This window comes from Thermodesulfovibrio hydrogeniphilus, assembly GCF_054657355.1.
The window spans coordinates 1,750,117-1,774,126 of the sequence record NZ_BAAHYW010000001.1; the positions used below are offsets into that span (position 1 = coordinate 1,750,117).

Genomic DNA, 24,010 nt, shown 5'->3' on the forward strand with positions numbered 1-24,010 from the left:
TTTGTTATAATATTAAATGAAGTTTGAACCTAAATGGGTAGCTTGGGAAGTAACTCGTAGATGTAACCTCCGTTGTATTCACTGTCGTTCTTCATCAGAAGATGTTGTTTTAGAGCATCCTGATCCCTCTAAAGAAGAGTGCTTCAGAATTATTGACGATATTACCTCCTATGCTAAGCCTGTGCTTGTGCTTACAGGAGGTGAACCTTTACTAAGAAACGATTTATTTGAAATTGCTGAATACGGCAGTAGCAAGGGTTTAAGAGTTTGCCTTGCCACTAATGGAACACTTGTTAATGATGAAATCTGTCAAAAAATCAAAAATTCAGATATAAAAATGGTATCCTTAAGCCTTGATGGACCAAATGAAGAAATCCATGACAATTTTAGGCAGCAAAAAGGAGCTTTTCAGGGAACTATAAATGCAGCTAATCTGTTCAATAAACATGGCATTCCATTTTTGATTAACTCCTCTTTCACAAAGAGGAATCAGCATACAATACCCGAAGTTTACAAACTTGCAAAAGAGCTTGGTGCAACCGCATGGTACATGTTTATGATAGTTCCTACAGGCAGAGGTGAGGAGCTTTTATCTGAGTTAATAAATGATGAGGACTATGAAAAGATTCTTCACTGGCATTATGATATGGAAAAAAATGAAAAGGATATTCTTGTAAGACCCACTTGCGCTCCTCAGTATTATAGAGTCATATTTGAAAGGTCAAAACAGGAAGGAGAAAAATTTGAGAGAAGAACACTTAAGTTTTCAACTGGTGGTGCTAAGGGTTGCGTTGCAGGGCAGCTAATTTGTCTTATTAATGTTGATGGTGATGTAATGCCTTGCAGCTATTTTCCTTTACCAGCGGGAAATATTAAAAAGCAATCATTCAAAGATATCTGGGAAAATTCAGAACTTTTTAAAGATTTGAGAAACTTCTCTTCCTACAAAGGGCGTTGTGGTGTTTGTGAGTATGTCAATGTCTGCGGAGGTTGTAGAGCAAGAGCATACTGTATAAAGGATGATTATATGGAAGAAGACCCATACTGCAAATATATTCCGAGGAAATACGGTGAACGAAACATTTCTTAAAGCCTGCCGGGGTGACAAAACTGACTATACACCTGTTTGGTTTATGAGACAAGCAGGCAGATATATGCCTGAGTATCAGAAAATCAGACAAAAATACGATTTTCTGACAATGTGCAAAACTCCTGAGCTTGCAGCAGAAGTAACCATGCAACCCATAAAGATTTTAGGTGTAGATGCAGCCATACTTTTTAGCGATATTTTGATTCTCCTTGAAGCAATGGGCTTAAAGATAGATTTTATAGATGAAAAGGGACCACAGGTTTATCCTACAGTGAGAACAGATAGAGATTTGGAAAATATAAAAAAATTGGAGCTTGAAAGTATAAATTTTGTTTTTAAGGCTATTGAAATTCTCATCAATGAGATAGATGTTCCATTAATCGGATTTTCTGCCTCTCCTTTTACACTCGCTACATATGTGATTGAAGGAGGCTCAACGAAGGATTTTGTTAACACTAAAAGATTAATGTTTTCTGAACCTGAAAGCTTTCATAAACTTATGACAATGCTTACAGAGGCAACTTTAAGCTATCTTATTGAACAAATAAAAGCAGGCGTGCATGCTGTTCAAATATTTGATACATGGGCTGGTGTTTTATCGCCCTATGATTACGAAATATTTTGCAAGCCCTATGTGAAGAGACTAATCAATGGAATTTCCATCTATCATTCAACACTAACTGACCAGCGCGCAAACAAGAAAGTGCCTGTGATTTATTTTGCTCCCAATACAGCAGGACTTTGGCTTCATCTGAAAGAGTTGGGTTTTGATGTTTTGAGTATAGACTGGAGGGTTGATATTAAAGAGGCAGCAAAACTTTTCAATCAGCCATTGCAGGGGAATCTTGATCCTTTGGTGCTTTTAGGAAATGAAGAGGAAATCTTGAGAAGGGCGGAGAAAATCCTGATAGAAGGTATGAATGCAAGGGCTCATATTTTCAATGTCGGGCACGGAGTAAATATCAATACTTCGGTGGATAAATTAAAAAAATTGGTTGACTTTGTCCATGAATTCAGTTATAAATTGCTTAAAGCTAAATAGCGCGATTCTCAATAGACATCGTATGTTAGATATATGGACTTTGCGAGAGATTTTATGTCTGAGGCTATACGGTCTTTTTTATGAGATTGCCACGCCTGACCGCAGGCTCGCAATGACCCCTTTCCTTGTCATTGCGACTCCGAGCAAAGCGAGGAGGAAGCAATCTCGTTTTTTAGTTTGCATGCCTCACCTTCGGCAAGGCTTGCAATTAAAGGCTAACAAAATATGTTATATAAAATTTACTCAAATTAGGATAAATTCAATTAGGAGGGTCTAAGATGCTAAAGATAGGCGTTTTAGCATCAGGAAGGGGCTCCAACTTTCAGGCAATCATTGATGAAATTGAAGCTGGAAGGCTTCCTGCAAAGATAGAGATATTAATTGTTGATAATCCCAATGCCTATGCAATTGAAAGAGCAAAAAAGCATGGAATTCCACATCTCTATGTCAATCCAAAGGATTTTCTAAGCAAAGAAGCATTTTACGAAAAAATAAGGGACGAACTATTGGCAAAGGGTGTAGAGCTTGTCGTATTGGCAGGATTTATGAGAATAGTTAAAAAGCCCTTGCTTGATGCTTTTCCAAACAGGATTATGAATATTCATCCAGCTCTTCTTCCTTCATTTCCGGGGCTTCATGGTCAGAAGCAAGCAGTTGATTATGGAGTGAGAATAAGTGGATGCACAGTTCATTTTGTTGATGAAGGAGTTGACACAGGACCAATAATCATTCAGGCCGCTGTACCAGTTCATCCAGATGATACAGAAGACAGTCTTTCAGAAAGGATACTCAGATTAGAGCATAAAATTTTTCCTGAAGCAATAAGACTTTTTGCAGAAGGAAGGCTTCAGGTAGAGGGAAGAAAAGTTAAAATTAAAGACTATCGTTTGCCTGAAAAATTCTTTACAAATCCTGAGATTAGTCTATGAAAGGAGCAAATATAAAAACTCAAAAAGTAAGACCCACTCCTGCAATTGTCAGAAAAGCTATTTTTGATATTTTGCGGGATGTTGAAGGCAAGACATTTGTAGACTTATATGCTGGAAAAGGATTTGTTGGCATGGAAGCACTGAAAAGGGGTGCTAAGGAAGCAATATTTGTTGAAAGAGACCCAGTTTTGTGTATTTTCATAAAAAATTCTTTGAATAAAAATAGACTTCTTGAAAAGGCGAGGGTCTATAACTTAGATGTAATTGATTTTCTTAGACAAACAGAGCTGACATACGATATTATTTTTTCAGACCCTCCCTATGAGTCTGGTGAACTGAAAAGAATGTTTGAAATATTTGAAAAGAAAAATCTGGTGAAGGAAGACGGAATACTAATCATTCAGCATTATAAAAATGAATCGTTAAGGGAGAAACTAAAGGATTTAAAAATCCATAAATGTTACAGATATGGAGATACACTTTTAACGGTTTACAGGAGGGTAGATTGAAAAAAATAGGCGTTTATCCCGGCACGTTTGATCCCATAACCAATGGACATCTTGATGTTATCAAAAGAGCTTTAAAGATTTTTGATGAGCTTATAGTTGCAGTAGCTATGTCAAGTTATAAAAAAGCACCTGTTTTTTCAATTGAAGAGAGGCTTTACTTTATAAAAGAAGCAACAAAAGATTTAAAAAATCTTAGTGTTGAGCCATTTGACGGGCTTCTCATCAATTTTGTTAAACAAAAGGACGCACTTGCAATCGTTAGAGGACTGAGAGCAGTCTCAGACTTTGAATTTGAATTTCAGTTTACCCTTGCCAACAGAAGACTTTTAAAGGATGTAGAAACGATATTTCTAATGCCTTCTGAGCAGTACTCATTTATATCCTCAAGCATTGTTAAAGAGATTGCATACTTTGGAGGCTCAGTAAAAAGTCTTGTGCCTCCTGTGGTGGAGAAGGCTTTAAAGGTAAAGTATCAGAAATAATTTCAAGTATGAATTCTTTTACAGCAGAGATGCCACCATCAAGATAAATAGCGCCTATAATTGCTTCCATTGCATCTGCAAGGATGGAGTCTTTGTTTTCACCACCGCTTAATCTCTCTCCTTTGCCCAACAATAAAAATCTTCCGAGTAGAAGTCTTTTTGAAATTAAAGCAAGGCACTTTTTGCTAACGAGATATGAGCGAATTATTGACATCTCAGCTTCATTTAGCTCTGGCTTAAGGCTAAAAAGATAATCTGATATAACAAATCCCAAGACAACATCTCCAAGAAACTCAAGTCTTTCATTTGATGGAGTCAGATTTTCATTTGCATAAGAACTATGGGTAAGTGCCTGATGAAGAAGTTCAGGATTTTTAAATCTGTAACCGATTATATTTTCAATTTCCTGAGAACTTTCTAAAGACAAGGGATGCATTAGTACCGCCAAATCCAAAGGAATTTGTAATAGCGCATCTTACATTCTTTTTTCTGGGTTTGTATGGAACATAATCAAGGTCACATTCAGGGTCTGGATTATCAAGATTAATAGTTGGAGGAATTATGTCTTCATAAACGCTTAAAATCGTGAAAATAGCCTCAACTCCGCCTGCAGCACCGAGAAGATGACCTGTCATTGACTTTGTAGAGCTTACACATAGTTTATAAGCATGTTCACCAAATACGCTCTTAATTGCTTGTGTTTCAAGCTCATCTCCTTGCTTTGTGGAAGTGCCGTGTGCATTGATGTAATCCACTTCCTCGGGTTTAACTTCAGCATCTTCCAAAGCCCTTTTCATGCATCTTGCGCCACCTTCTCCCTCTGGTGCAGGAGCAGTTATGTGATAGGCATCTGCGGTCATTCCATATCCTGCAAGTTCTGCATAAATTTTTGCTCCGCGCTTTAGGGCATGCTCCAATTCTTCAAGAATTATTATGCCAGAGCCTTCTCCCATTACAAATCCATCTCTGTCTGCATCAAAGGGTCTGCTTGCACGTTCAGGCTCGTCATTTCTTGTTGAGAGTGCTTTCATAACTGAAAATCCTGCAACAGCCATTGGTGCAATGACAGCTTCTGTTCCACCGCATATCATAACATCAGCATCGCCATATTGAATCATTCTGAAAGCTTCACCAATTGAGTGATTTCCAGTTGCACAGGCTGTTGTTACAGCTAAATTTGGACCCTTAATTCCGTATCTTATGGAAATTTGTCCTGCTGCAAGATTAATTATTAGCATAGGAATAAAAAAAGGTGATATCCTTTTCCAACCCTTTTCAAGTAACACCTGATGATAATATTCAATGGCTGGAAGACCACCCATCCCTGAACCAATAACAACACCTATCCGTTCTGAATTTTCCTCTGTAATTTTCAAACCTGAATCCTCAAGTGCCATTTGGGTGGCTGCTATAGCAAAATGGATAAACCTATCCATTCTTTTGATTTCTTTTGGTTCAATATATTGGGTTGGATCAAAGCCCTTTACCTCGGCAGCTATTTTTACTGGATAATTTGTGGTATCAAACTGAGTAATATAGCCAACCCCTGATTTTCCCTCAAGAATTGCCTGCCATGTAGATTTTACATCAAGACCGAGCGGGGTCACAGCCCCAAGCCCGGTCACAACAACTCTTCTTTTTGCCATTACTTGATTATGCCTGTCCAGTCTTGTTTTTTATGTACTCAATTGCATCTTTTACTTTGGCAATCTTCTCTGCGTCCTCGTCTGGAATCTCAATGTTGAAAGCCTCTTCAAATGCCATTACGAGCTCCACTGTGTCAAGGGAGTCTGCTCCGAGGTCCTCAACAAATGATGATTCAGGAGTAATTTGTGCTGCATCAACTCCTAACTGTTTTGCTATAATTTCCTTTACTTTTTCTTCTACCATTATGTCCCTCCTTTTTTCTTTTTTTACATGTACATTCCGCCATTTACATGAATAACCTGACCGGTTATATATCCTGATTCTGGTTGGGCTAAAAATATTATAGCATTTGCAACATCCTGAGTTGTTCCAAATCGTGAAAGGGGAATCATTTTAAGCATTTCCTCCTTCACTTTTTCAGGCAATTTTTCTGTCATAGCAGTTTGAATAAATCCTGGAGCAACAGCATTGACTGTAATTCCACGAGATGCATATTCCTTTGCTAATGTTTTTGTCATTGCAACAAGGCCTGCTTTTGAAGCAGAATAATTTACCTGTCCGGGATTGCCTATAAAAGCTACGACAGAGGCAATATTTATTATTCTACCGTATTTTATTTTTGACATAATCTTTACAGCCTCACGAGAACACAGAAAAGCGCCTTTCAAATTGATATTTAAAACCGCATCCCACTCTTCATCTTTCATCCTAATTAGCAGGTTATCTCTGGTTATACCAGCGTTATTGATAAGAATTTCTATTTTTTCAAATTTTTTTACAGATTCTTCAAATAATTTTTTTACATCTTCGGCATTGGAAACATCTGCCTGTATGCCCAATGTTTCAACATTAAACTGATTTTTTATATCCTGAGCTGCCTTTTGCGCTACCTCTTCATTTATATCTACGATAACTACATTAACTCCTCTTTTAGCAAATTCCTCTGCAGTTGTTCTTCCTATTCCCCTTGCTGAACCTGTAATTATTGCTGTTTGTCCTTTCATTTCAAAGCCTCCTTATATTAAAGCCTCTAAAAATTACATTATAAAAAATCTTTATTGAAAAATTCCACCTCACATCTGCCATGTTGGCAAATTATTGCCAAATATCAATGAAGAAAAGACTTTTTCTGTATTATAATCCAATTAATTTGATTGTTTTTTTATATAAAACTTTGTTAGTCTATCACTGAGAGTACCAGAAAAATAGATAGAAAATTGTCACTGCGAGCTCCCTATTGCGAGCGATAGCATGGCAATCTGAAGGTTTGAAAATTCGTAAAACGTAAGAAGTGAGAAGTGAAAAGCAAAAGGCGAGATTGCTTCGGGACTAAAGTCCCTCGCAATGACGGACAAAGGGCGCAAGGGAAAAGCGAGATTGCTTCCCTTGCAATGACGGGAATAGGGCTCGTAATAACGGAAAAAATGGGGTGTCTCTCAATGACAAAAAATAACCTCGCATGACATCTACTCAGTCATTGCGAGCCTCACCGAAGGTGAGGCGTGGCAATCTCTTCGTGGGATTGGAAGGAAAAGACGAAATTGCTTCGGTCACGGAGCCTGTCGCGAGCCGAAGGCTTTGCGAGCTTTCGTAAAAATACTTGAGAATTGCACAATTTAGGCTGGAGATTAACCATGTACATCAGACCATTTGATCCATGGAAAAGTGAGTTATGCACCTGTCCTTCAAAATATTCACTTAATCCATATACAGGATGTGCACATGGATGTGTTTACTGCTATGCTTCATCATACATAAAAGATTTTTTTCATTGCAGACCTAAACCTAACCTAACAGAACAAATTAAAAAGGAAATAAAAAAAATTCCTCAGAACTCGCTCGTTTCTCTAAGTAACACCTCTGACCCATATCCTCCTATGGAGAGTCAGTTGCTACTTACCAGAAATTGTCTAAAAATTTTTAAGGAAAGTAATATCAGGGTTTTAATTATCACAAAAAGCGATATTGTTTGCAGGGACATAGATTTGATAGAAAATATGAAAGCAGCTGTCACAATCACAATAACGACCCTTAAACACTATCAATCTCTTGAACCCTATGCTCCTTCCCCCTACAAAAGGCTAAAGGCTTTGGAAAAACTTAACTTACAAGGAATCCCCACAGGGCTAAGGCTTGATCCCATAATACCCGGAATTAATGACTCTGAAATAGAAGAAATTTTAAGATTAGCCAAGTCAGATGGAATAATGCATGTAACAGCAAGCACATTTAAACCAAGATGGGACAGCTGGCAAAGGTTCAAAAAGTTATTTCCTCAAGAAAGCCATAAACTGGAGTCTTTATATTTCAGGCAGGGTCTAAAAAAATCTAACTCATGGTATTTACCAGAAAGCACAAGAAAAGAGATAATTTTAAAAATCAAACAGATTTGTGATGAACTCAAGTTAAGCTTTGCATCATGCAGGGAAGGGTTTATACAACTCAATTCCGCTTTGTCTTGTGATGGTAGCCATTTGATTAAGTAATTTTAAAGATTTTACTCAAAACACGCATCCCTGCGAGCCAAAGACGAAGTAGCGTCCAAAACTGCCTCGCCTCATCTTCAGGTGCTCGTAATGACGAAAAATGTTTATCTTTTAAAAGCCTTTAGTAATTTCTATATTTTTATCACCATTTTTCGGTTTTATGATAAAATTAAGCATAAAAAGTCTAAAGAGGAGAGAAACTGATGCTGACTGAAAAAGTCAAGGCTGCAGGCTGAGCAGCAAAAATAGGTCCTGGGGACCTTGAAGAAATATTGAAGCATATTCCCCTTCCTTCTGACCCTAATCTACTTGTTGGCTCAGAGGACTGGTCAGATGCGGGGATTTATCGTCTGACTGATGAAATTACAATTGTGCAAAGCGTTGATTTCTTCACTCCTATTGTTGACAATCCCTATGACTTTGGGCAGATTGCTGTAGCCAATTCATTAAGTGATATCTATGCTGCAGGAGCAAAGCCTATCTTAGCCCTCAACATTGTTTGTTTTCCTATTAATAGTCTTGATAAATCCATACTAAAAGAAATTTTACTTGGTGGTGCAGAGAAGCTCAAAGAGGCAGGTGTTTTAATGATAGGTGGACACAGTGTAGAAGATCCAGAAATTAAGTATGGAATTTCAGTAACTGGATTAGTGCATCCAGAAAAGTTTCTTACAAACAGAAATGCAAAAGTTGGAGACCTGCTCGTTCTTACCAAGCCAATCGGAACAGGAATTCTATCAACGGCTTTGAAAGGCAAGCTTCTTGATGCGGAAACAACAAAAATTCTCACTGAAACAATGGCAACCTTAAACAAAACTGCCTCTGAAGTCATGATGCAGGTTGGAGTCAATGCTTGCACAGACATTACAGGATTTGGACTAATTGGGCACGCTCTTGAAATGGCTAAAGCAAGCAAGGTGAAGATAAAAATCTTCAAAAATAATGTGCCTCTGCTTCCGAAGGTATTTGATTTTGCCTCAATGGGCATTGTGCCTGCAGGTGGCAGAAGGAATGTAAATTATTGCTCTAAATCATTGGAAATAGGCAATACAGACCCAATAACTATGGATATCCTGTCAGATCCCCAAACATCAGGAGGACTTCTTATTTCTGTTCCAAATGCAAAAGCAAATCAATTAGTAAAAATGCTTCAGGAAAAGGGAATCAGCTCTGCAAGTGTTGTTGGAGAGGTTATAGAAGAGGGAGAAGGAAAAGTCATTTTATCTTGATAAGATTTGTATAAATTGTTTTTTATAACCCCTTGACAAAACTGATTAAAACTTGTTATATTTAGTCAGTTAATATCAATATCACCTTGAAGGAGGTGGGACTATGACAAGAAAAGAAAGAAAGGATGTAGAAAGAGTTAAGCCTTCTATTTTAACTCCCTTTGAGGAGTTTGAAAGGCTTTTTGATGAGGTAATGAGAAGACCATTTTCAGTTTTTGGCTCACTTTTACCAAGAGTTAGCTCTGCGGAAGAAATGATAACTCCAGCAGTTGACCTCTATGAGGAAGGCGATGACCTTGTTATTAAGGCAGAGCTTCCCGGCATTAACAAGGAAGATATTGAAGTTAAGCTTACAGAGGACTATATAACAATTTCTGGAGAGAAGAAAAAGGAAGAAAAGGTTGAAGAGAAAGACTACTACAGGTATGAGCGTTCTTATGGTTCATTTTCAAGAACCTTCAGGCTACCTGTTGAGGTTCAGACAGATAAGGCAAAGGCAAAATTTGAAAATGGCGTGCTTGAAATAAGAATTCCAAAATCTGAAGAGGCAAAGACAAAGGAGAGAAAACTGCAAATTGAATAACATTTGGGAGGGCGATAAGCCCTCCTTATCTTTAAAAACCCAAAAACAACGATAGAAGTCTAATTTGCTATAACTTTTTGTAAAATAAATACTTCGCTGTCATTGCAAGCTATGCTTTTTCATTGTTATTGCGAGACAGAGCGAAGGGATGCCGAAGCAATCTCCTTTTATAACCACCCAGTCGTCATTGCGAGCCTGCCGACAGGCAGGCGTGGCAATCTCAGAGACTGCTTCGCCTTTGGCTCGCAGTGACGATATTAAATAAAGGCTCGCAGTGACGATGGAATTTGTTTGTTAGCTCGGAGTGACACACTACTCCGTCATTGCGAGGCATCCGTCAGGATGCCGAAGCAATCTCTGAAATTGCTTTGCAATCGCTCGTAACAGGGGGACTTGCAGTGACGCTTGTGTATCTCTATTGTGGGAACAACCTCAAAATTGCCAACTATTAATACGATTTGATATCATAAAAAATGAAACTCATCAAATATATTGCTCTGATCCTATTTTGTTATCTATTATTTCTTTTCCTTTATGTCTCTATTCAGCTTACACGCCCTGTTGGAACAAAGGAAAACATTGAAGTTTATATACCAAAGGGAGCAAGTTTTTCTCAAATAGCGTCTATCTTAAAGGAAAAAAATGTTATACGAAATGAATTAGTGTTTATAATCACAGGTAGAATGCTTGGGATAGAAAAAAAGGCAAGAGCTGGATATTATTTAATTACACCGCAAATGAGTGTGGTGGATGTTATCAAAGAACTCCTTGAAGGCAAAATTATTGAATATCAAATCACAATTGTTGAAGGAGACAGCCTTTATGAAATCGCAGATAAACTTGGTGAGATAAATCCAAAATTTAAAGAAGAGCTGTGGCAGCTTACTTCAGACAAAAGCTTTTTGAAGTCTTTAAATATAGACGCACCTTCCCTTGAAGGATACATTTATCCTGATACATATCTGATTCCAAAGGGTATGGAACTTAAAGAAATTTTGACGATAATGGTAAAAAGAATGTGGCAGATTTATGATGAAAAATTAAGGGCAGAAACTGTAAAAAAAGGTTGGACAGTTAACAAAATATTGACTCTTGCATCAATAATTGAAAAAGAAGCCAAATTAGACGAGGAAAAGCCCATTATTTCCGCAGTTTATCATAACAGGCTTAAAATCGGAATGCCTTTGCAGGCAGACCCAACTGCAATTTATGGTGTAAAAAGATTTAAAGAGGGAGTCAAAAAAAGCGATTTAAAAAATAATACACCCTATAACACATACATCATCAAAGGATTGCCTCCGGGACCAATAGCTTCTCCGAGTATAAAATCAATCAAGGCTGCTTTAAATCCTGCCAATGTTAACTATATTTATTTTGTTGCCAAAGGTGATGGAAGCCATGTTTTTTCTGTTGATTATAAAGAGCATGTTTCTGCAATAAATAAAATCAGAGGCGAAAACATTGATTAATATCAAAAGAAAGCCAACAAAAAGAATTTATATAGGCAATGTTGCAATTGGCGGTGGTGCTCCTGTTGTTGTGCAGTCAATGACAAAAACAGACACCAGAGATGTAGAAAAAACAGTCAGGCAAATAAAACAACTTGAAAAAGCAGGATGCGAAATAGTTCGGTTAGCTGTTCCTGATATGGATGCAGCTAAGGCTTTAGGCAATATAAAAAAGAGAGTAAAAATCCCGATTGTTGCAGATATTCATTTCAACTACAAGCTTGCCCTTGAAGCAATAAAGCAAGGCGTTGATGCTCTTAGAATAAATCCGGGAAACATTGGCAGTAAAGATAAAGTCAAAGAAGTTGTAAATGCTGCAAAGGAGAGAAGATTAACGATAAGAATAGGAGTAAATGCTGGTTCTCTTCCAAAAGATATTTTGCAAAAATATGGACATCCAACACCTGAAGCTATGGTTGAGGCTGCTGAAAGACACATTCAAATCCTTGAAGAGCTAGATTTTCATGATATAAAAATTTCCCTTAAAGCATCGGATGTTTTAAAAACTGTTGAAGCATACAGAGTTTTTAGCGAAAAATACGATTACCCTCTCCATGTGGGAATAACAGAAACAGGACCTTCGCCAGAAGGTGTTGTAAAAAGCTCAATAGGCATAGGAATGCTTCTTCTTGAGGGAATTGGAGACACCATAAGAGTATCTCTAACAGAGTCTCCTGTTGTTGAAGTAAAAGTTGCTTATGAAATATTGCGAGCAGTTGGAATCAGAAATTTTGGAGTTGAAATAATCAGCTGTCCTACCTGTGGAAGATGTGAAGTTAATATTAAACGAATGGTTAATCAGGTAAAAAAAGCTTTGAGGGAAATAAAACAGCCAATCAGAGTAGCAGTTATGGGATGCTCTGTGAACGGACCGGGTGAGGCAAAGGAAGCAGATTTCGGAATAGCTGGAGGTAAAGGACAGGGAATAGTTTTTGTAAAAGGCAAAATTGTAAAAACTGTCAAAGAAAGTACACTTGTTGACGCACTTCTTGAAGAAATAAAAAGAAGTCTTGATACACATCTAAAATGAGGGATTGTATACACAAATTTTATTAACCCGTCATTGCGAATATAGTATAGCAAATTCCTTTGAGATTGCATCGGGACTTCGTCCCTTGCTATGACAGTTAATGTCAAAAATTATACGAAAAAATGAAAAACTGGTACCAGTTAATTTTTCTTCACAGTAGATTTGTTGTCCAAAAAATGAGGAGTTTGAAGATAAGAATGTTTATTTTTCAATGAGTTACAAAAAAATTAACTGATAAAATCGGGTCTAAATATTTGTAAAACGAAAGACTTGAGACACAAAAGGCAAAAGAAGAGATTGCTTCGGCATCCTGACGGATGCCTCGCAATGACGGAGTAATGTGTCACTGCGAGCCCCCTGTTGCGAGCGATAGCGTGGCAATCTGGGGCGAAGCAGTCTATAATTGGTGGATGGTGATTGGTGAATAGTGAATAACGTATTGTGAATGATTAATAGAATCTTTTTCACCATAATTGCGACTCCGAGCAAAGCGAGGAGGAAGCAATCTCTCCTTTCTCTATGCAACGTAAGGAGGTCACTCCGTCACATGACGGTGACTTGCAATGACGCTTGAGAGTGGAACAATTTAGGTAAAATTATTTTATTCGCTATTATTGTTCTTAGGTTTCAAATTGTTGGTTCTTGTCAGATATCTATAGGATAAGTATATTATTCCAAGAATAATAGCAACTACCACCAAAAATCCTACTGCATATTCCATGTATAGCATGCCCTTTTTAACACTTTCAAGAAACTTGCCACCTAAGTAACCTGCAGTCACCATAATTGTAAGAACTACAGCAGAGCCGAAGGAGTCTATTATTAGGAATTTTAAAAAAGGTACTTTTGTAATCCCTGCAATAATGAAAACCTGGGCTCTAAATCCTACAAGAAGTCTTCCCAGCAGCATAATGATGGTACTGTGTCTTATAAATTTTCTTTCAAGTAAAAGAAATTTCTGGGGAGATAAAATTTTAGAAAACTTTGGATTAGTAACTACCTTTCGCCCAAACTTTTTACCTGCATAATATAGCAAAAAGTCAGATATTATCAATCCTCCATAGGATATGATAACTGCTGGAATAGGTTTGATTATATCAAAAGAAATTAACATTCCACAGGCTATTAAGATTAAATCTTCAGGAAAGAATGGAACACCAAGTCCACCAAGAATTAATAAAAAAAACAAACCAGGATATGAGAATTTTTCTATTATTGAATAGAAATCCATTTTTAACCTGACTTTGTCAGGTTTCTGATGAATAAGAATAAAAGACTTTTATATTTTGCGTCTATGCTAATTTGTTTGACCATAAAGACTTAATAAAAAAACGGAGAGGCAGGGATTCGAACCCTGGGTGGAGCTTTTGGCCCCACAACCGCTTAGCAGGCGGCTGCCTTCGACCGACTCGGCCACCTCTCCAAGCTTTTTTATAATACCATTGTGTGACTGCTTTTCGTCAAGTTGCTGATTATCTAATTCTTGCAAGATACCCACTTTTAAGCTGATCCAATGATTTTGCTACTTTTTCAAGATTCTTTTCCATTTCAGCGATTAATTTTCTAACCCTTTCATGATCTCCAGAATTATGGGCAAGAACTATTTCTTTTCCAATAATATGACTGGCTTTATGAATTTCTTCAAATTCTGAAAATCCGGGTAAATCTCTAAATTTTTGTCCCTCTTCACTATAATACCACTTTCCAACACCGCATGATCTAAAGTCTGCAAGTCTTTCAGGGTCAAGCCTGTCAATTCCGCGAATGTGGGCTAATACTCGCACATAAAGTCTTTCGTGGTCACCTTTAAATATATCAAAGAGCATCTCTTGCGTTTTCTTTGTCTTAACTACAGAGGCAGTGTGTCTTAGGTCTGAGGAAACATGTAAAATTTCATAGGCATCTTTTACAATCAACTCTGCAAGTTTTTCTATGTGGGATGCTATCTTAGCACTTTCCTCAATATTCCTTGTCACTTCTTCACTTGCTGCTGATTGTTCCTCAACCGCTGTTGCAATTTGTGTGATTTGGTCTTTTACTTTTACAACTGAGGAGACAATCTCTCCCAATGCGTTACCTATACTTCTTACTGCTTCTGTAACTTCTTTTACCTCTGCAAGTTCTTTTTGCATTGATTGGGCTGTAAGAGATGTCTCATGCTGTATTGCGCCAATTTTCTTTGAAATCTCATCTGTTGCCCTAATTGTTCTTTCTGCAAGTTTCCTTACTTCGTCAGCAACAACTGCAAAACCTCTTCCTTGCTCTCCTGCTCTGGCTGCCTCTATTGCTGCATTCAATGCTAAAAGGTTTGTCTGGTCTGCTATGTCTTTTATTACTGTTACAATTTCTCCTATTTCTGAAGCCCTTTGATTGAGTTTTTCAATCATTGTTCCAAGCTCATTTGTTGTTTGATAAACAATATTTACCTTTTGAACAGCCTGCTCCGATGTGCTCTGACCTTTCTTTGCTGTCTCCATAGCCTCTGTTGCTGTTTCAGATGCCCGAGATGCGTTATTGGCGATGTCTGTTATTGTTTGGGTCATTTCTTCAGCTGCAGTGGCTATTTGATTGGCTTGCTGAGACTGTTTTTTAGCACCTTCTATTGTATCATCTATAATTTTGTTGCATTTATCCACTGTAGAGGCAAGTCTTTGAGAGTATTCAAGGGATTTGTCTGTAAGAGTAATAAATGTTTGAAGAACCTTATCAATACTCGTTGCCAGCCTTCCAACAACATCAACCCTATCTTTAAAACCTACTCTTACTGTAAGGTCTCCTTCTGAAATTTTGTGCAATGTTTGGTCAAGAATATTAAGGGGTTTATGAGTAATCATGTAAGTTATGTAAACAGTTGCTGATGCAGAGATTATTCCTAAAAAACCTAAAATAGCGAAAATCAATTGAAGGTTTCTTACTTCTTTCATGATCTCCTGAGGCACTTCCTTTGCCCCAAAATGTAGTGTTGTCTCTAAAGCTATCTTGTATGCTCCATAGCCTGTAACTATCACAGTAGCAATGACTCCAAAGGCAATTGCAAGAGCAAGAGGAATTATCATCTTCCAACGGAGTTTGATTTTTCTGTCAAGCTCCCTTAAAAAATCCATACCGCGCCTCCTATGTTTTGTTTATACTTTAAATCTGAATGTGATCACATCTCCATCTTTTACCTCATATTCTTTCCCTTCAAGTCTAAATATACCATTTTGTTTTGCAAGATTCAAGTCTCCAGATACGCTGATAAAGTCATCATATGAGACAACCTCTGCCCTGATAAATCCTCTTTGTATATCTGAATGGATTTTCCCAGCTGCCTCAACTGCTTTTGTGCCTTTTTTTATACTCCAAGCTCTTACTTCCTGAGGTCCTGCGGTGAAAAATGAAATGTAATCCAAAATTTCGTAAGCCTTTCTGACTATCTTTTTATTAACAGGCTCATCAATTCCCATTGCATCCAAAAAACTTCCGATTTCCTCATCAGGAAGCTGGGAGATTTCACTTTCCAATGATGCACATATTACAATAAATCCAGAATCCTTGAATTTTCCTTCATTAAATGCTTGCTCATCTACATTGATTATAGAAAAAGACGGTTTAAGGGTTATAAAATTAAGGTGTCTTATTTCTTGAGCTTGCTCTTCTGTTATTTTTAATGAGCTTAGAGATTGTCCTTCCTCAAGATGTACTCTTAAAAACTCTAAAACTTCCCTTTCTCTCTCATTAATCTTTTGTCCCTTCTTTTTTTGCTCTGCCATTCTATCAAGTCTTTTTGTTACAAGTTCAAGGTCAATCATCAGAAATTCATATTGTAATTCATTAAGGTCTCTTAAAGGGTCTATTGATTCAAACTGATAGGGAACTGAAGGATCATCAAATCCTCTTAAAACATAAATAAGTGCATCGGCATCAGATATTTCCTTGATAATTTTGGAGTTGTGTGAAGGATTATTTTTTAAAATCCCTGCTAAATCAAAACACTCAATAGTAGCAAAGGTTGTTTTCTTGGGATTAACTATCTCGCTTATTTTCCTGAGTCTGGGGTCATCAACCTGAACAATGCCTTTATGGATTTTCTCTGGTGGTGTAATTGATGGAGAGGTTTCAATTTTTTGATGGGTCATTGCATTAAAAATCGTAGTTTTGCCAGAATTGGAAAAACCTACAAGAGCAATCTTCATATTCTCCCTTCCAAAAAGTTTTTTATTATAACTATTGCCTGAGTTATTCTTTGCAGTCGCATGTTTCTTTTTCTTATTGCTAATGCGTCATTAAATGGAAAAGGTTCAGCCCTGATCTGTTTTTCTTTCTTTATCAAAACTTCCCTTAGCTCTTTAATATCGCTTTCTTTTAATTTCTTTAAAAAAACAGGATTTACTGTAATAAAGCCATCTGCAATGTCAGAGGCTATAGCCATTAAAGATTTACTCCGACCTTCCATCTTTCTCTTCCTTTTTCTTATTTAAAAGTATTGAAACCCATATTCCCACTTCATAAAGAATTATCATAGGCACTGCCATAAGGGTTTGATTAAAGGCATCTGGAGTTGGAGTAATAATAGCAGCAACAACAAAGGCAAGCACAAGAGCAAGCCTTCTGTATTTTTTAAGGGTCTGGGGAGTGATAATTCCCATTCTTGTAGTAATTACAATAATTATAGGCAATTCAAATACAAAACCAAAGGCAAGAAGAAATTTTAGGAGAAAATCTATATACAGTCCTACAGAAAGCATAGGCATAAGAAAATCTCCAACTTTGTAATTAAGCAGGAAGCTCATTGCAAATGGCAATACAATCAAATAGCAAAATGTTACACCAATCATAAAGAGAGCTGTAGCGGTCAAAACAAATGGCAGTATGTATTTTCTTTCGTGTGGATATAGCCCAGGGGAGATAAACTTCCACAGCTGATAAAAAACTACTGGTAATGTCAGAAGAAATCCTGTAACAAGGGCAATTTTCATATTCATCCAAAAAGCTTCAGCAGGTCCTAAGAATACAAGTTTTGTATTTTGTATTTTTTGGTCAAGGACAAAAACAAGCCCTTCCTTCAAAGAAAATTGCGGAGTATAATTAAGGGGAAAAAGCAGAATTTTGAATATATATTCTGAAAAGCTAAAAGTTAATAAAAATGCAATTAAAAGTGCAACAAGACAAACGATAATTCTCTTTCTTAGCTCTGAAAGATGCTCTATTAAAGACATTTTCTGGTCTTCCATCCATTATAACTCCTTTTTCTCAATCTCTTTTTTTGCAATATTCTCAATGTGTTTATCAATTCTTAAGTCTGAAATGGAGGGCATGTCTTTGAAAAGTTCATTTTTAAGCTCAAGTGGATTTTTTATATCCTTTTTTACATCCTCCACTGTTTCTTTAACCTCATTGATCTCCTTCTCCATCTCTTCCTTTGCTCCCTGAAATGCCTTTCTTATCTCATTAAATGTTTTCCCGAGAGTATAGCCGAGTTCTGGGAGCCTTTTAGGTCCGAATACAAGGAGAGCAACTATAAATATCACAATTAATTCCTGAAATCCTAAGTCAAACATAAGTTATTATAACAATCAATCAACATCATCAACAACTTTTTTGTATTTCCTCTTTTCAGGTGGTAAAATTACACTGACACCAAACATAAATCTCGTATCAGGATTTCTATTCTTTATATCAAAACCAACACCAACAGTCGTATAAGAAAAATCAGTAATTTTTATTCTGTAGCCCAGTCTCCACTCAAGAAGGTCTATTTTATTTTTGTCAACAGCCTTTCTGCCAATGATTTCAAAGAGCATCTGAGAGTTATAGCTTACCTTTAACTCTGCACCAAGGTTTAATTTCCATATCTCCTTAAATCCCTCTTTCTCTGGTCTAAAGTAAATTAAATTTCCATGTGCCTGCACAGGTCCTACTTTTTTTGAGACAATAAAACCTCCACCTATCCCACCTGCAGTTGAAAATGCTTCTTTTCCAAAATCGCCAGAGGCAAAAAGCATATAGGCAATAGCAGGAGTAAATGTTGTCTCTTCTAAAATTCTGTGCTTAAAGCCAAAATTTAAATCTTCTGCTCCGCTTGATTTACTGTAATCTTTATAGGATAGGTTATAGGGAAGATTAAGAATTAACTCAAAATTATTTGTAAGCCCATATGAGACATTAAGATTAACTCGCTTGATATCAGGATCAGTTGCAAGCTCATAATCAATCCCCAAAGCTACTTGATTTTGCTTAGGAGAGTCTGCAGAAAAAGTTGAAAGCACTGAAAACGGAGCTGTTGGAGAAAAACCTTTTCTGTCAAAGGCATCTGTCTGAGAACAGAAAATCAATGAAAGTATCAGACACAAAAAGATTCGTTTCATGTAAAAAGAATAGCAGAAAAAACAAAATAAGTCAACAAATTTAGCTCAATTATTCTTTTCATGACTCCACTGTCTTTCTTGAGATTTTTATTGCGCAAAATTCTCCACACATACTGCAGACTTTTTCATCCTCCATTGGAGGTCTTTCAGAACGCATAGAATGCACTTTTTCAGGGTCAAAAGATAGTTCTATCTGTTTTTGCCAATCAAAATTCCTTCTGGCAAAAGCCATTTCTTCGTCTCTCTGCCAAGCCTTTTTATACCCCTTTGCAATATCTGCAGCATGGGCAGCTATTTTTGATGCTATAACACCTTCCTTTACATCTTCTTTATCAGGAAGTCTAATATGTTCCGAAGGAGTTACATAGCAGAGAAAGTCAGCGCCATACATACCAGCTAAAGCTCCTCCAATTGCTGCAGCAATGTGGTCATAACCCATGGCACAATCAGTAACAAGAGGTCCCAAAACATAGAAAGGTGCTTCTTTGCATATGCTTTTTTGCAGTTTTATGTTTGTCTCAACATGATTTAAGGGCAAGTGTCCGGGACCTTCAATTATGCATTGAACACCCTCTGAAACAGCTATATCTTTTAATTTTCCAATGGTTATCAGCTCAAGGAGTTGATATTTATCTGTTGCATCAAGAAGACATCCCGGTCTAAGCCCATCTCCAAGACTAAGGGTAAGGTCATATTTTTTTGCTATCTCAAGAAGTCTATCAAAATATTCATAGAGGGGGTTTTCTTTTTCATTATGACATATCCAGTCTGCAAGTATAGAGCCTCCTCTGCTTACAATTGGCAGAACCCTCTCATTGGATTTAAGCATCTCAACTATCTTCATTGTTACTCCGCAATGCACAGTGATAAAATCTACACCATCATTCGCATGTTCTTCTATAACATCAAAAATATCATCAACTGTCATCTTTAAAATACTGCCATACTTTTCCAATGCCCTTACTGCAACCTCATAAATTGGAACAGTTCCCACACTTACTGGAGAATTCTTCACAATTGCCTGTCTTGTCTCCCTGAGAGGTCCTCCTGTGGAAAGGTCCATTACAGCATCTGCTCCATATTTAATCGCAACATTCAACTTTTCTAACTCCTCGGCAATCTCAGTTTTGTCCCTTGAAGTTCCTATGTTTGCATTAATTTTGGTGCTTAACCCCTTGCCGATACCTAAAGGTTTTATATTGCGTAGAATATTTCTTGTTATAACAGCCTTTCCCTCAGCAATATTTTTTACAAGCTCCTCAGCAGATACCCCCTCTTGCTGAGCTACTTTCCTAAATTCATCAGTAATTATTCCTTTTTTTGCTAACTCTATTCTTGTCATCACGCCTCTCCTAAGATTTTTATAAAATTTTTTACTGCTTCTTCAATGTCCTTTTGCTCTAAAATTCCTCTTATCATCGCAATTCCGTCACAATGAGGGATTACCTCATTGGCATTAACTATGTTAATTCCACCGAGTGCAAAAACAGGACATTTAACAGCTTTTTTTATCTTTTTTAATTTTTCTATCCCCTGTGGCTCACCATACTTTGCTTTTGATGGAGTAAAAAATATCGGACTAAAAGTTATAAAATCTGCCCAGTTTTCAGCATTCTTTGCCTCTTCAACTGAATGAGTTGAAACTCCGATGATAAATCTATCTTTCCAGACCTTTCTTACAACATGAGCAGGAATACCGCTTTGTGGCAAATGCACTCCATCAGCCTCAACTGCGAGGGCTATGTCAATGCGATCATTTATAAATAGCAATGCATCGTGCCTAATTGTTATCTCCCTTAATTTTTTAGCAAGGTAATAAAGCTCCTTTGCTGTCATATCTTTTTCCCTTAATTGAAAAGCTTTAATTCCAGCCTTTAGCGCTGTCTCCACTGCCTCCAAAAAATCATTCTCACTTATAAAGAGCTTTCTGTCACCTATAAGATAAAGCCTAAATTTCATGTAAGCATACCCTCAATAGGAGAGCTTGCAGAAGCATAAAGCTTCTTTGGTATTCTGCCTGCTTTGTAAGCAAGCCTTCCAGCAATGCAAGCGTGTTTTAAAGCCTTTGCCATCATAATGGGGTCTTGAGCTCCTGCTATCGCAGTGTTAACTAACACAGCATCACAACCAAGCTCCATAGCAATGGCAACATCTGAGGCTGTGCCAACTCCTGCATCAACGATTACTGGGATGTTCACAGTTTCAAGAATAATCTTGATGTTATATGGATTTCTTATTCCAAGACCAGAGCCTATTGGTGCGCCAAGAGGCATAACAGCTGCAGCTCCTGCATCAACAAGCCTTTTTGCTGTAATTGGGTCATCGTTTGTGTAAGGAAATACAATGAAGCCCTCCTTTGCAAGAATCTCTGTAGCCTTGAGCAACCCGCATACATCTGGGAAAAGAGTTTTCTCATCTCCAATAACTTCAAGCTTAACCATATCTGAGATACCTGCTTCCCGAGCAAGCCGTGCATATCTGAGAGCATCCTCAACATTGTAACAACCTGCAGTGTTAGGAAGAATTTTGTATTTCTTTGGATCAATGTAGTCAAGAAGATTTTCTTTACTGCGATCAATTATATTAACTCGCCTTACTGCTACTGTAACCACATCTGCGCCAGAGGCTTCAATTGCTTTTGCTGTCTCTTCAAAGCTCTTATATTTTCCTGTGCCAACCCAAAGTCTTGATTTAAATTCAATGCCTCTGATAACTAATGGCTCATACATTTTATCCACCTCCAACAAAATTTACGATTTCTACTGAATCGCCCTCTTTTATTTCAAATTCAGAAAATTTATCTTTCTTAATTATTTGAAGATTAACCTCAACGGCAACCCTGTCTGGATTGATTTTAAGCTCGTCGAGAAGTTCTTTAAGAGTTCTCGAATTAACATCCATATCAATTCCATTAACTCTAATTTTCATTTTTTCCTCCAAACAAAAAAGCCTCTATCCCTGAAGGATAGAGGCTGATTGTTTTCAGTCTCTCCCTTTCCCTACGCCGGTATTATCCGGATCAGGTTCAAGGGGTCTTCCCTCAACGGGAACTCTCAGGTCCTTACGACCTCCCCCAGGGATTAATTAATTGTAATAAATTTAAAGAAAAATTGTCAAAATTGATTTGCTTTCCCAAAAATAGCGATAGAAATCCAATAATTGGTATAAACATTTGAAAATTAAGTATTTTTTGCTGTCATTGCGAGCATCCGAAGGATGCGAAGCAATCTCTTTGAAGGGGAAAAGGCAAGATTGCTTCCTCCTCGCTTCGCTCGGAGTCGCAATGACGAGTAGAGAGAGACTGCTTCGCCCCAGATTGCCACGCTATCGCTCGCAACAGGGAGCTCGCAGTGACGAGTGTCTATCTCTATTTTTGGGTAGCTCCACTTGATTGATTTTACCCATAAAAATTTTGTTAGACTTAGCAGATTTAGCAATTTTCAATATTTGCTCAAAGTCTAAATCTTTTGAGAAATTCTCAATCTTCTGTGCATCAATCACTTCAACTGATTTTGATTTTATTAGGGCTGAGACAAACAAATCTGTAATTTCCTTTGCAGTGTCATTAGGAACTCTTGAAATACCGACTTCAAATGGAATAACAAAGATACGACGTTTTTCATAGGCATGGAGATTTGCAGTAAAAATAAAAAACAGAAATATAAAAATTGTTATCCGTTGCATTTTTAACCTCAAATTTAATTTTGGGCTAATATTTTTTATCATTGCTGTCCAAAATAATCTAAACTCATAAAAAACATCCGCATAAAATAAGACTTTTGGACAAGAAAATTTGCTTTTTCAAAATCAGGTTACCCCCCTTTCTTTTTATTTGCTGTCCAATTAAACAAGTCTAAATTTTAACTGTTCTATTTGAGGCTCAATTTGCGGTGTCTCTGTCGGTTTATTTATCCATTCCCATAAATTCCTATATGTAAATAGGTTTAGTCTCAACAATGCAACTAGATTACTTAATGACCATCCAAATGTTGATAACTCCTTCAGATACTTCAGTATCAGTATCGCTATTAATGCCGTCCATATCTGTATCTTAAGTGCATTCGCTGATGTCCCTACAAAGGTTTTTACTCTTAGATTTTGTTTCAATGTCTTAAAAAATCTGCCCTGCCATCTGTCTTTGTATATCTCTGATATGGTCGTTGCACCAAAGTTCAGTTGGTTCGTGAGTAGCACAACTGTATCTTTTGTTTCCTTATCCATGACCTCTATCCTCCGTAGCTCATATGGACAGTCTTGCTCTGCATAAAAACCCTTAAGCTTGATTATCTCATCCCGAATTATGTTTCTGTTCTTTGGCACTGGTAGGCTCTTTATCACTTTATAAGAGGCGTTGTCCTTTAACCTTGTTACAAAATATACCCCCTCCTCTGTCCATCTACCAAATAAAGCATAGTCAACACACCCTCTGTCTATTACTACTATGGCACCAGAACAAAATTGAAGTCTCCTTAATATGTTTACTTCGTGCACTTTACCTTCTGTTATATGCGCATATTCAGGTAAATATCCTGAGTGGTCAAGTAGTAAATGCAACTTTACCGCACCTTTAGTCTTTCTGAATTTTGCCCAGTCAAATACTGTTGCACACAACTCTATTACAGATGCATCAAAGCTCATTAGCTTGTTCTTAAATCTGAATTTCCTCTTGCCAGTAAATTTAGACTGACATCTCTGAAGAAGCATATAAAATACTGCTTGAAAGAGTTCCCACGGTCTGTGTTCATTTGCATAGGCAAGGGTAGAGCTCTTTGGAGCTTCTTTTATACCAAGATGTCTTAACTTGCCAACGCAACTGGCAAGTCCATTACATATCTCTCTTAGAGAATGCGCCTGCCCAAGTTGACAAAATAACATAGCTACAAATTGCCCCCAACTCGTAAACCCTTTTGCTCTACGCTCAGCTTCTGTCTGCTTTGACTGACTTCTCAAATTCTAATCTTGGAAAAAGGGATAGAATTTGACTGAAAATACTGCTATACTTATTCATATACACCTCCGATCTGGGTCTTTAATTTTAAGCTAAATGTTTATCTATTTTACCCAGATCGGAGCTTTTTAAAAAATTTATTTTGGACAAGAGTGACTGCAAATATAATCGTAAAGACTA

27 protein-coding genes, 1 tRNA gene and 1 riboswitch are annotated in these 24,010 nt (G+C 37.2%); of the genes, 10 read left to right on the top strand and 18 right to left on the bottom strand.

Annotated elements, in window-relative coordinates; translation table 11 throughout:
- Window positions 1-16 precede the first annotated feature (16 nt).
- The 5 genes from ACYQ3P_RS08695 to coaD all read left to right on the top strand — a co-directional run bounded on the left by ACYQ3P_RS08695 (window position 17) and on the right by coaD (window position 4,052).
- The gene (locus ACYQ3P_RS08695) at window positions 17-1,090 is read left to right on the top strand and encodes a radical SAM protein (protein ID WP_460177509.1); all 1,074 of its coding nucleotides are present in this window, start codon (window positions 17-19) and stop codon (window positions 1,088-1,090) included.
- Window positions 1,071-2,132, top strand: a complete 1,062-nt coding sequence (hemE, locus tag ACYQ3P_RS08700; protein WP_460177510.1) for a uroporphyrinogen decarboxylase — start codon at window positions 1,071-1,073, stop codon at window positions 2,130-2,132. The genes ACYQ3P_RS08695 and hemE overlap by 20 nt, the downstream gene beginning before the upstream one ends.
- A 278-nt stretch (window positions 2,133-2,410) precedes the next feature.
- Window positions 2,411-3,061, top strand: coding sequence for a phosphoribosylglycinamide formyltransferase (gene purN / locus ACYQ3P_RS08705; RefSeq protein ID WP_460177511.1), 651 nt, complete (start codon window positions 2,411-2,413; stop codon window positions 3,059-3,061).
- The gene (rsmD, locus tag ACYQ3P_RS08710) at window positions 3,058-3,570 is read left to right on the top strand and encodes a 16S rRNA (guanine(966)-N(2))-methyltransferase RsmD (protein WP_460177512.1); all 513 of its coding nucleotides are present in this window, start codon (window positions 3,058-3,060) and stop codon (window positions 3,568-3,570) included. Before purN ends, rsmD begins: the two co-directional genes overlap by 4 nt.
- Window positions 3,567-4,052, top strand: a complete 486-nt coding sequence (gene coaD / locus ACYQ3P_RS08715; RefSeq protein ID WP_460177513.1) for a pantetheine-phosphate adenylyltransferase — start codon at window positions 3,567-3,569, stop codon at window positions 4,050-4,052. The genes rsmD and coaD overlap by 4 nt, the downstream gene beginning before the upstream one ends.
- On the opposite strand, the gene rnc is transcribed toward coaD, so the two are convergent.
- From rnc to fabG, 4 genes are read right to left on the bottom strand one after another with little or no spacing between them, the layout of a single operon-like run.
- On the bottom strand, window positions 3,964-4,488 hold the full coding sequence (rnc, locus tag ACYQ3P_RS08720; protein WP_460177514.1) for a ribonuclease III: 525 nt from the start codon (window positions 4,486-4,488) through the stop codon (window positions 3,964-3,966). The two genes, coaD and rnc, sit on opposite strands and share 89 nt — an antisense overlap.
- On the bottom strand, window positions 4,451-5,698 hold the full coding sequence (gene fabF, locus ACYQ3P_RS08725; protein WP_460177515.1) for a beta-ketoacyl-ACP synthase II: 1,248 nt from the start codon (window positions 5,696-5,698) through the stop codon (window positions 4,451-4,453). Before fabF ends, rnc begins: the two co-directional genes overlap by 38 nt.
- Window positions 5,699-5,705: 7 nt before the next feature.
- Complete coding sequence (gene acpP, locus ACYQ3P_RS08730) at window positions 5,706-5,942, bottom strand: acyl carrier protein (protein ID WP_460177516.1); 237 nt, start codon at window positions 5,940-5,942, stop codon at window positions 5,706-5,708.
- Window positions 5,943-5,965: 23 nt separating this feature from the next.
- Window positions 5,966-6,703 (bottom strand): 3-oxoacyl-[acyl-carrier-protein] reductase, encoded by a 738-nt coding sequence (fabG, locus tag ACYQ3P_RS08735; RefSeq protein ID WP_460177517.1) that lies wholly within the window; start codon window positions 6,701-6,703, stop codon window positions 5,966-5,968.
- A 630-nt stretch (window positions 6,704-7,333) separates the two neighbouring features.
- Between fabG and ACYQ3P_RS08740 the strand changes: the two genes are divergently transcribed.
- The 5 genes from ACYQ3P_RS08740 to ispG all read left to right on the top strand — a co-directional run bounded on the left by ACYQ3P_RS08740 (window position 7,334) and on the right by ispG (window position 12,535).
- Window positions 7,334-8,185, top strand: coding sequence for an SPL family radical SAM protein (locus ACYQ3P_RS08740; protein ID WP_460177518.1), 852 nt, complete (start codon window positions 7,334-7,336; stop codon window positions 8,183-8,185).
- A 203-nt stretch (window positions 8,186-8,388) separates the two neighbouring features.
- Complete coding sequence (gene selD / locus ACYQ3P_RS08745) at window positions 8,389-9,414, top strand: selenide, water dikinase SelD (RefSeq protein ID WP_460177519.1); 1,026 nt, start codon at window positions 8,389-8,391, stop codon at window positions 9,412-9,414.
- 103 nt (window positions 9,415-9,517) lie between these two features.
- Window positions 9,518-9,997 carry an Hsp20/alpha crystallin family protein gene (locus ACYQ3P_RS08750; RefSeq protein WP_460177520.1) on the top strand — a complete coding sequence of 160 codons (480 nt, stop codon included), beginning with the start codon at window positions 9,518-9,520 and terminating at the stop codon, window positions 9,995-9,997.
- Between the two features lie 473 nt (window positions 9,998-10,470).
- Window positions 10,471-11,466: an endolytic transglycosylase MltG gene (gene mltG / locus ACYQ3P_RS08755; RefSeq protein WP_460177521.1), complete on the top strand. Its 996-nt coding sequence runs from the start codon at window positions 10,471-10,473 to the stop codon at window positions 11,464-11,466.
- 1 nt (window position 11,467) lies between these two features.
- Window positions 11,468-12,535 carry a flavodoxin-dependent (E)-4-hydroxy-3-methylbut-2-enyl-diphosphate synthase gene (gene ispG, locus ACYQ3P_RS08760; RefSeq protein WP_460178070.1) on the top strand — a complete coding sequence of 356 codons (1,068 nt, stop codon included), beginning with the start codon at window positions 11,468-11,470 and terminating at the stop codon, window positions 12,533-12,535.
- Between the two features lie 601 nt (window positions 12,536-13,136).
- Here the strand turns inward: ispG and ACYQ3P_RS08765 are convergent.
- The 14 genes from ACYQ3P_RS08765 to ACYQ3P_RS08830 all read right to left on the bottom strand — a co-directional run bounded on the left by ACYQ3P_RS08765 (window position 13,137) and on the right by ACYQ3P_RS08830 (window position 23,832).
- Complete coding sequence (locus ACYQ3P_RS08765) at window positions 13,137-13,766, bottom strand: DedA family protein (protein ID WP_460177522.1); 630 nt, start codon at window positions 13,764-13,766, stop codon at window positions 13,137-13,139.
- A gap of 101 nt (window positions 13,767-13,867) precedes the next feature.
- Window positions 13,868-13,958: transfer RNA gene (locus ACYQ3P_RS08770), tRNA-Ser, on the bottom strand.
- Window positions 13,959-14,007: 49 nt separating this feature from the next.
- The gene (locus tag ACYQ3P_RS08775) at window positions 14,008-15,639 is read right to left on the bottom strand and encodes a methyl-accepting chemotaxis protein (protein WP_460177523.1); all 1,632 of its coding nucleotides are present in this window, start codon (window positions 15,637-15,639) and stop codon (window positions 14,008-14,010) included.
- A gap of 21 nt (window positions 15,640-15,660) precedes the next feature.
- Complete coding sequence (gene ychF / locus ACYQ3P_RS08780) at window positions 15,661-16,710, bottom strand: redox-regulated ATPase YchF (protein ID WP_460177524.1); 1,050 nt, start codon at window positions 16,708-16,710, stop codon at window positions 15,661-15,663.
- A complete protein-coding gene (locus ACYQ3P_RS08785) occupies window positions 16,707-16,970 on the bottom strand; it encodes a hypothetical protein (protein WP_460177525.1) in 264 nt (87 codons plus the stop codon). The genes ychF and ACYQ3P_RS08785 overlap by 4 nt, the downstream gene beginning before the upstream one ends.
- Window positions 16,954-17,748 (bottom strand): twin-arginine translocase subunit TatC, encoded by a 795-nt coding sequence (gene tatC / locus ACYQ3P_RS08790; protein WP_460177526.1) that lies wholly within the window; start codon window positions 17,746-17,748, stop codon window positions 16,954-16,956. Before tatC ends, ACYQ3P_RS08785 begins: the two co-directional genes overlap by 17 nt.
- Window positions 17,749-17,751: 3 nt before the next feature.
- Window positions 17,752-18,075 (bottom strand): Sec-independent protein translocase protein TatB, encoded by a 324-nt coding sequence (gene tatB / locus ACYQ3P_RS08795; RefSeq protein WP_460177527.1) that lies wholly within the window; start codon window positions 18,073-18,075, stop codon window positions 17,752-17,754.
- A 15-nt stretch (window positions 18,076-18,090) separates the two neighbouring features.
- Complete coding sequence (locus ACYQ3P_RS08800; RefSeq protein ID WP_460177528.1) at window positions 18,091-18,882, bottom strand: hypothetical protein; 792 nt, start codon at window positions 18,880-18,882, stop codon at window positions 18,091-18,093.
- 58 nt (window positions 18,883-18,940) lie between these two features.
- Window positions 18,941-20,224, bottom strand: a complete 1,284-nt coding sequence (gene thiC / locus ACYQ3P_RS08805; protein ID WP_460177529.1) for a phosphomethylpyrimidine synthase ThiC — start codon at window positions 20,222-20,224, stop codon at window positions 18,941-18,943.
- Window positions 20,224-20,841 (bottom strand): thiamine phosphate synthase, encoded by a 618-nt coding sequence (gene thiE / locus ACYQ3P_RS08810; protein ID WP_460177530.1) that lies wholly within the window; start codon window positions 20,839-20,841, stop codon window positions 20,224-20,226. Before thiE ends, thiC begins: the two co-directional genes overlap by 1 nt.
- A complete protein-coding gene (locus ACYQ3P_RS08815) occupies window positions 20,838-21,611 on the bottom strand; it encodes a thiazole synthase (protein WP_460177531.1) in 774 nt (257 codons plus the stop codon). The genes thiE and ACYQ3P_RS08815 overlap by 4 nt, the downstream gene beginning before the upstream one ends.
- Window position 21,612: 1 nt before the next feature.
- Window positions 21,613-21,810 carry a sulfur carrier protein ThiS gene (gene thiS, locus ACYQ3P_RS08820; RefSeq protein ID WP_460177532.1) on the bottom strand — a complete coding sequence of 66 codons (198 nt, stop codon included), beginning with the start codon at window positions 21,808-21,810 and terminating at the stop codon, window positions 21,613-21,615.
- A 50-nt stretch (window positions 21,811-21,860) separates the two neighbouring features.
- Window positions 21,861-21,967, bottom strand: a riboswitch (TPP riboswitch).
- A 239-nt stretch (window positions 21,968-22,206) separates the two neighbouring features.
- Complete coding sequence (locus tag ACYQ3P_RS08825; RefSeq protein ID WP_460177533.1) at window positions 22,207-22,566, bottom strand: hypothetical protein; 360 nt, start codon at window positions 22,564-22,566, stop codon at window positions 22,207-22,209.
- 159 nt (window positions 22,567-22,725) lie between these two features.
- A complete protein-coding gene (locus ACYQ3P_RS08830; RefSeq protein WP_460177395.1) occupies window positions 22,726-23,832 on the bottom strand; it encodes an IS4 family transposase in 1,107 nt (368 codons plus the stop codon).
- Between the last annotated feature and the right edge of the window lie 178 nt (window positions 23,833-24,010).

Bases quoted from the DNA above. Each gene is read 5' to 3' on its own strand.
- mltG (WP_460177521.1), top strand. From the start codon at position 10,471: ATGAAACTCATCAAATATATTGCTCTGATCCTATTTTGTTATCTATTA.
- ACYQ3P_RS08740 (WP_460177518.1), top strand. From the start codon at position 7,334: ATGTACATCAGACCATTTGATCCATGGAAAAGTGAGTTATGCACCTGT.
- fabF (WP_460177515.1), bottom strand. From the start codon at position 5,698: ATGGCAAAAAGAAGAGTTGTTGTGACCGGGCTTGGGGCTGTGACCCCG.
- rsmD (WP_460177512.1), top strand. From the start codon at position 3,058: ATGAAAGGAGCAAATATAAAAACTCAAAAAGTAAGACCCACTCCTGCA.
- ACYQ3P_RS08695 (WP_460177509.1), top strand. From the start codon at position 17: ATGAAGTTTGAACCTAAATGGGTAGCTTGGGAAGTAACTCGTAGATGT.
- tatB (WP_460177527.1), bottom strand. From the start codon at position 18,075: ATGTTTGACTTAGGATTTCAGGAATTAATTGTGATATTTATAGTTGCT.
- thiC (WP_460177529.1), bottom strand. From the start codon at position 20,224: ATGACAAGAATAGAGTTAGCAAAAAAAGGAATAATTACTGATGAATTT.
- purN (WP_460177511.1), top strand. From the start codon at position 2,411: ATGCTAAAGATAGGCGTTTTAGCATCAGGAAGGGGCTCCAACTTTCAG.
- rnc (WP_460177514.1), bottom strand. From the start codon at position 4,488: ATGCATCCCTTGTCTTTAGAAAGTTCTCAGGAAATTGAAAATATAATC.
- ACYQ3P_RS08785 (WP_460177525.1), bottom strand. From the start codon at position 16,970: ATGGAAGGTCGGAGTAAATCTTTAATGGCTATAGCCTCTGACATTGCA.
- ACYQ3P_RS08775 (WP_460177523.1), bottom strand. From the start codon at position 15,639: ATGGATTTTTTAAGGGAGCTTGACAGAAAAATCAAACTCCGTTGGAAG.
- ACYQ3P_RS08765 (WP_460177522.1), bottom strand. From the start codon at position 13,766: ATGGATTTCTATTCAATAATAGAAAAATTCTCATATCCTGGTTTGTTT.
- ACYQ3P_RS08815 (WP_460177531.1), bottom strand. From the start codon at position 21,611: ATGTATGAGCCATTAGTTATCAGAGGCATTGAATTTAAATCAAGACTT.
- ACYQ3P_RS08800 (WP_460177528.1), bottom strand. From the start codon at position 18,882: ATGAAACGAATCTTTTTGTGTCTGATACTTTCATTGATTTTCTGTTCT.
- ychF (WP_460177524.1), bottom strand. From the start codon at position 16,710: ATGAAGATTGCTCTTGTAGGTTTTTCCAATTCTGGCAAAACTACGATT.
- tatC (WP_460177526.1), bottom strand. From the start codon at position 17,748: ATGGAAGACCAGAAAATGTCTTTAATAGAGCATCTTTCAGAGCTAAGA.
- ACYQ3P_RS08750 (WP_460177520.1), top strand. From the start codon at position 9,518: ATGACAAGAAAAGAAAGAAAGGATGTAGAAAGAGTTAAGCCTTCTATT.
- ACYQ3P_RS08825 (WP_460177533.1), bottom strand. From the start codon at position 22,566: ATGCAACGGATAACAATTTTTATATTTCTGTTTTTTATTTTTACTGCA.
- fabG (WP_460177517.1), bottom strand. From the start codon at position 6,703: ATGAAAGGACAAACAGCAATAATTACAGGTTCAGCAAGGGGAATAGGA.
- thiS (WP_460177532.1), bottom strand. From the start codon at position 21,810: ATGAAAATTAGAGTTAATGGAATTGATATGGATGTTAATTCGAGAACT.
- acpP (WP_460177516.1), bottom strand. From the start codon at position 5,942: ATGGTAGAAGAAAAAGTAAAGGAAATTATAGCAAAACAGTTAGGAGTT.
- thiE (WP_460177530.1), bottom strand. From the start codon at position 20,841: ATGAAATTTAGGCTTTATCTTATAGGTGACAGAAAGCTCTTTATAAGT.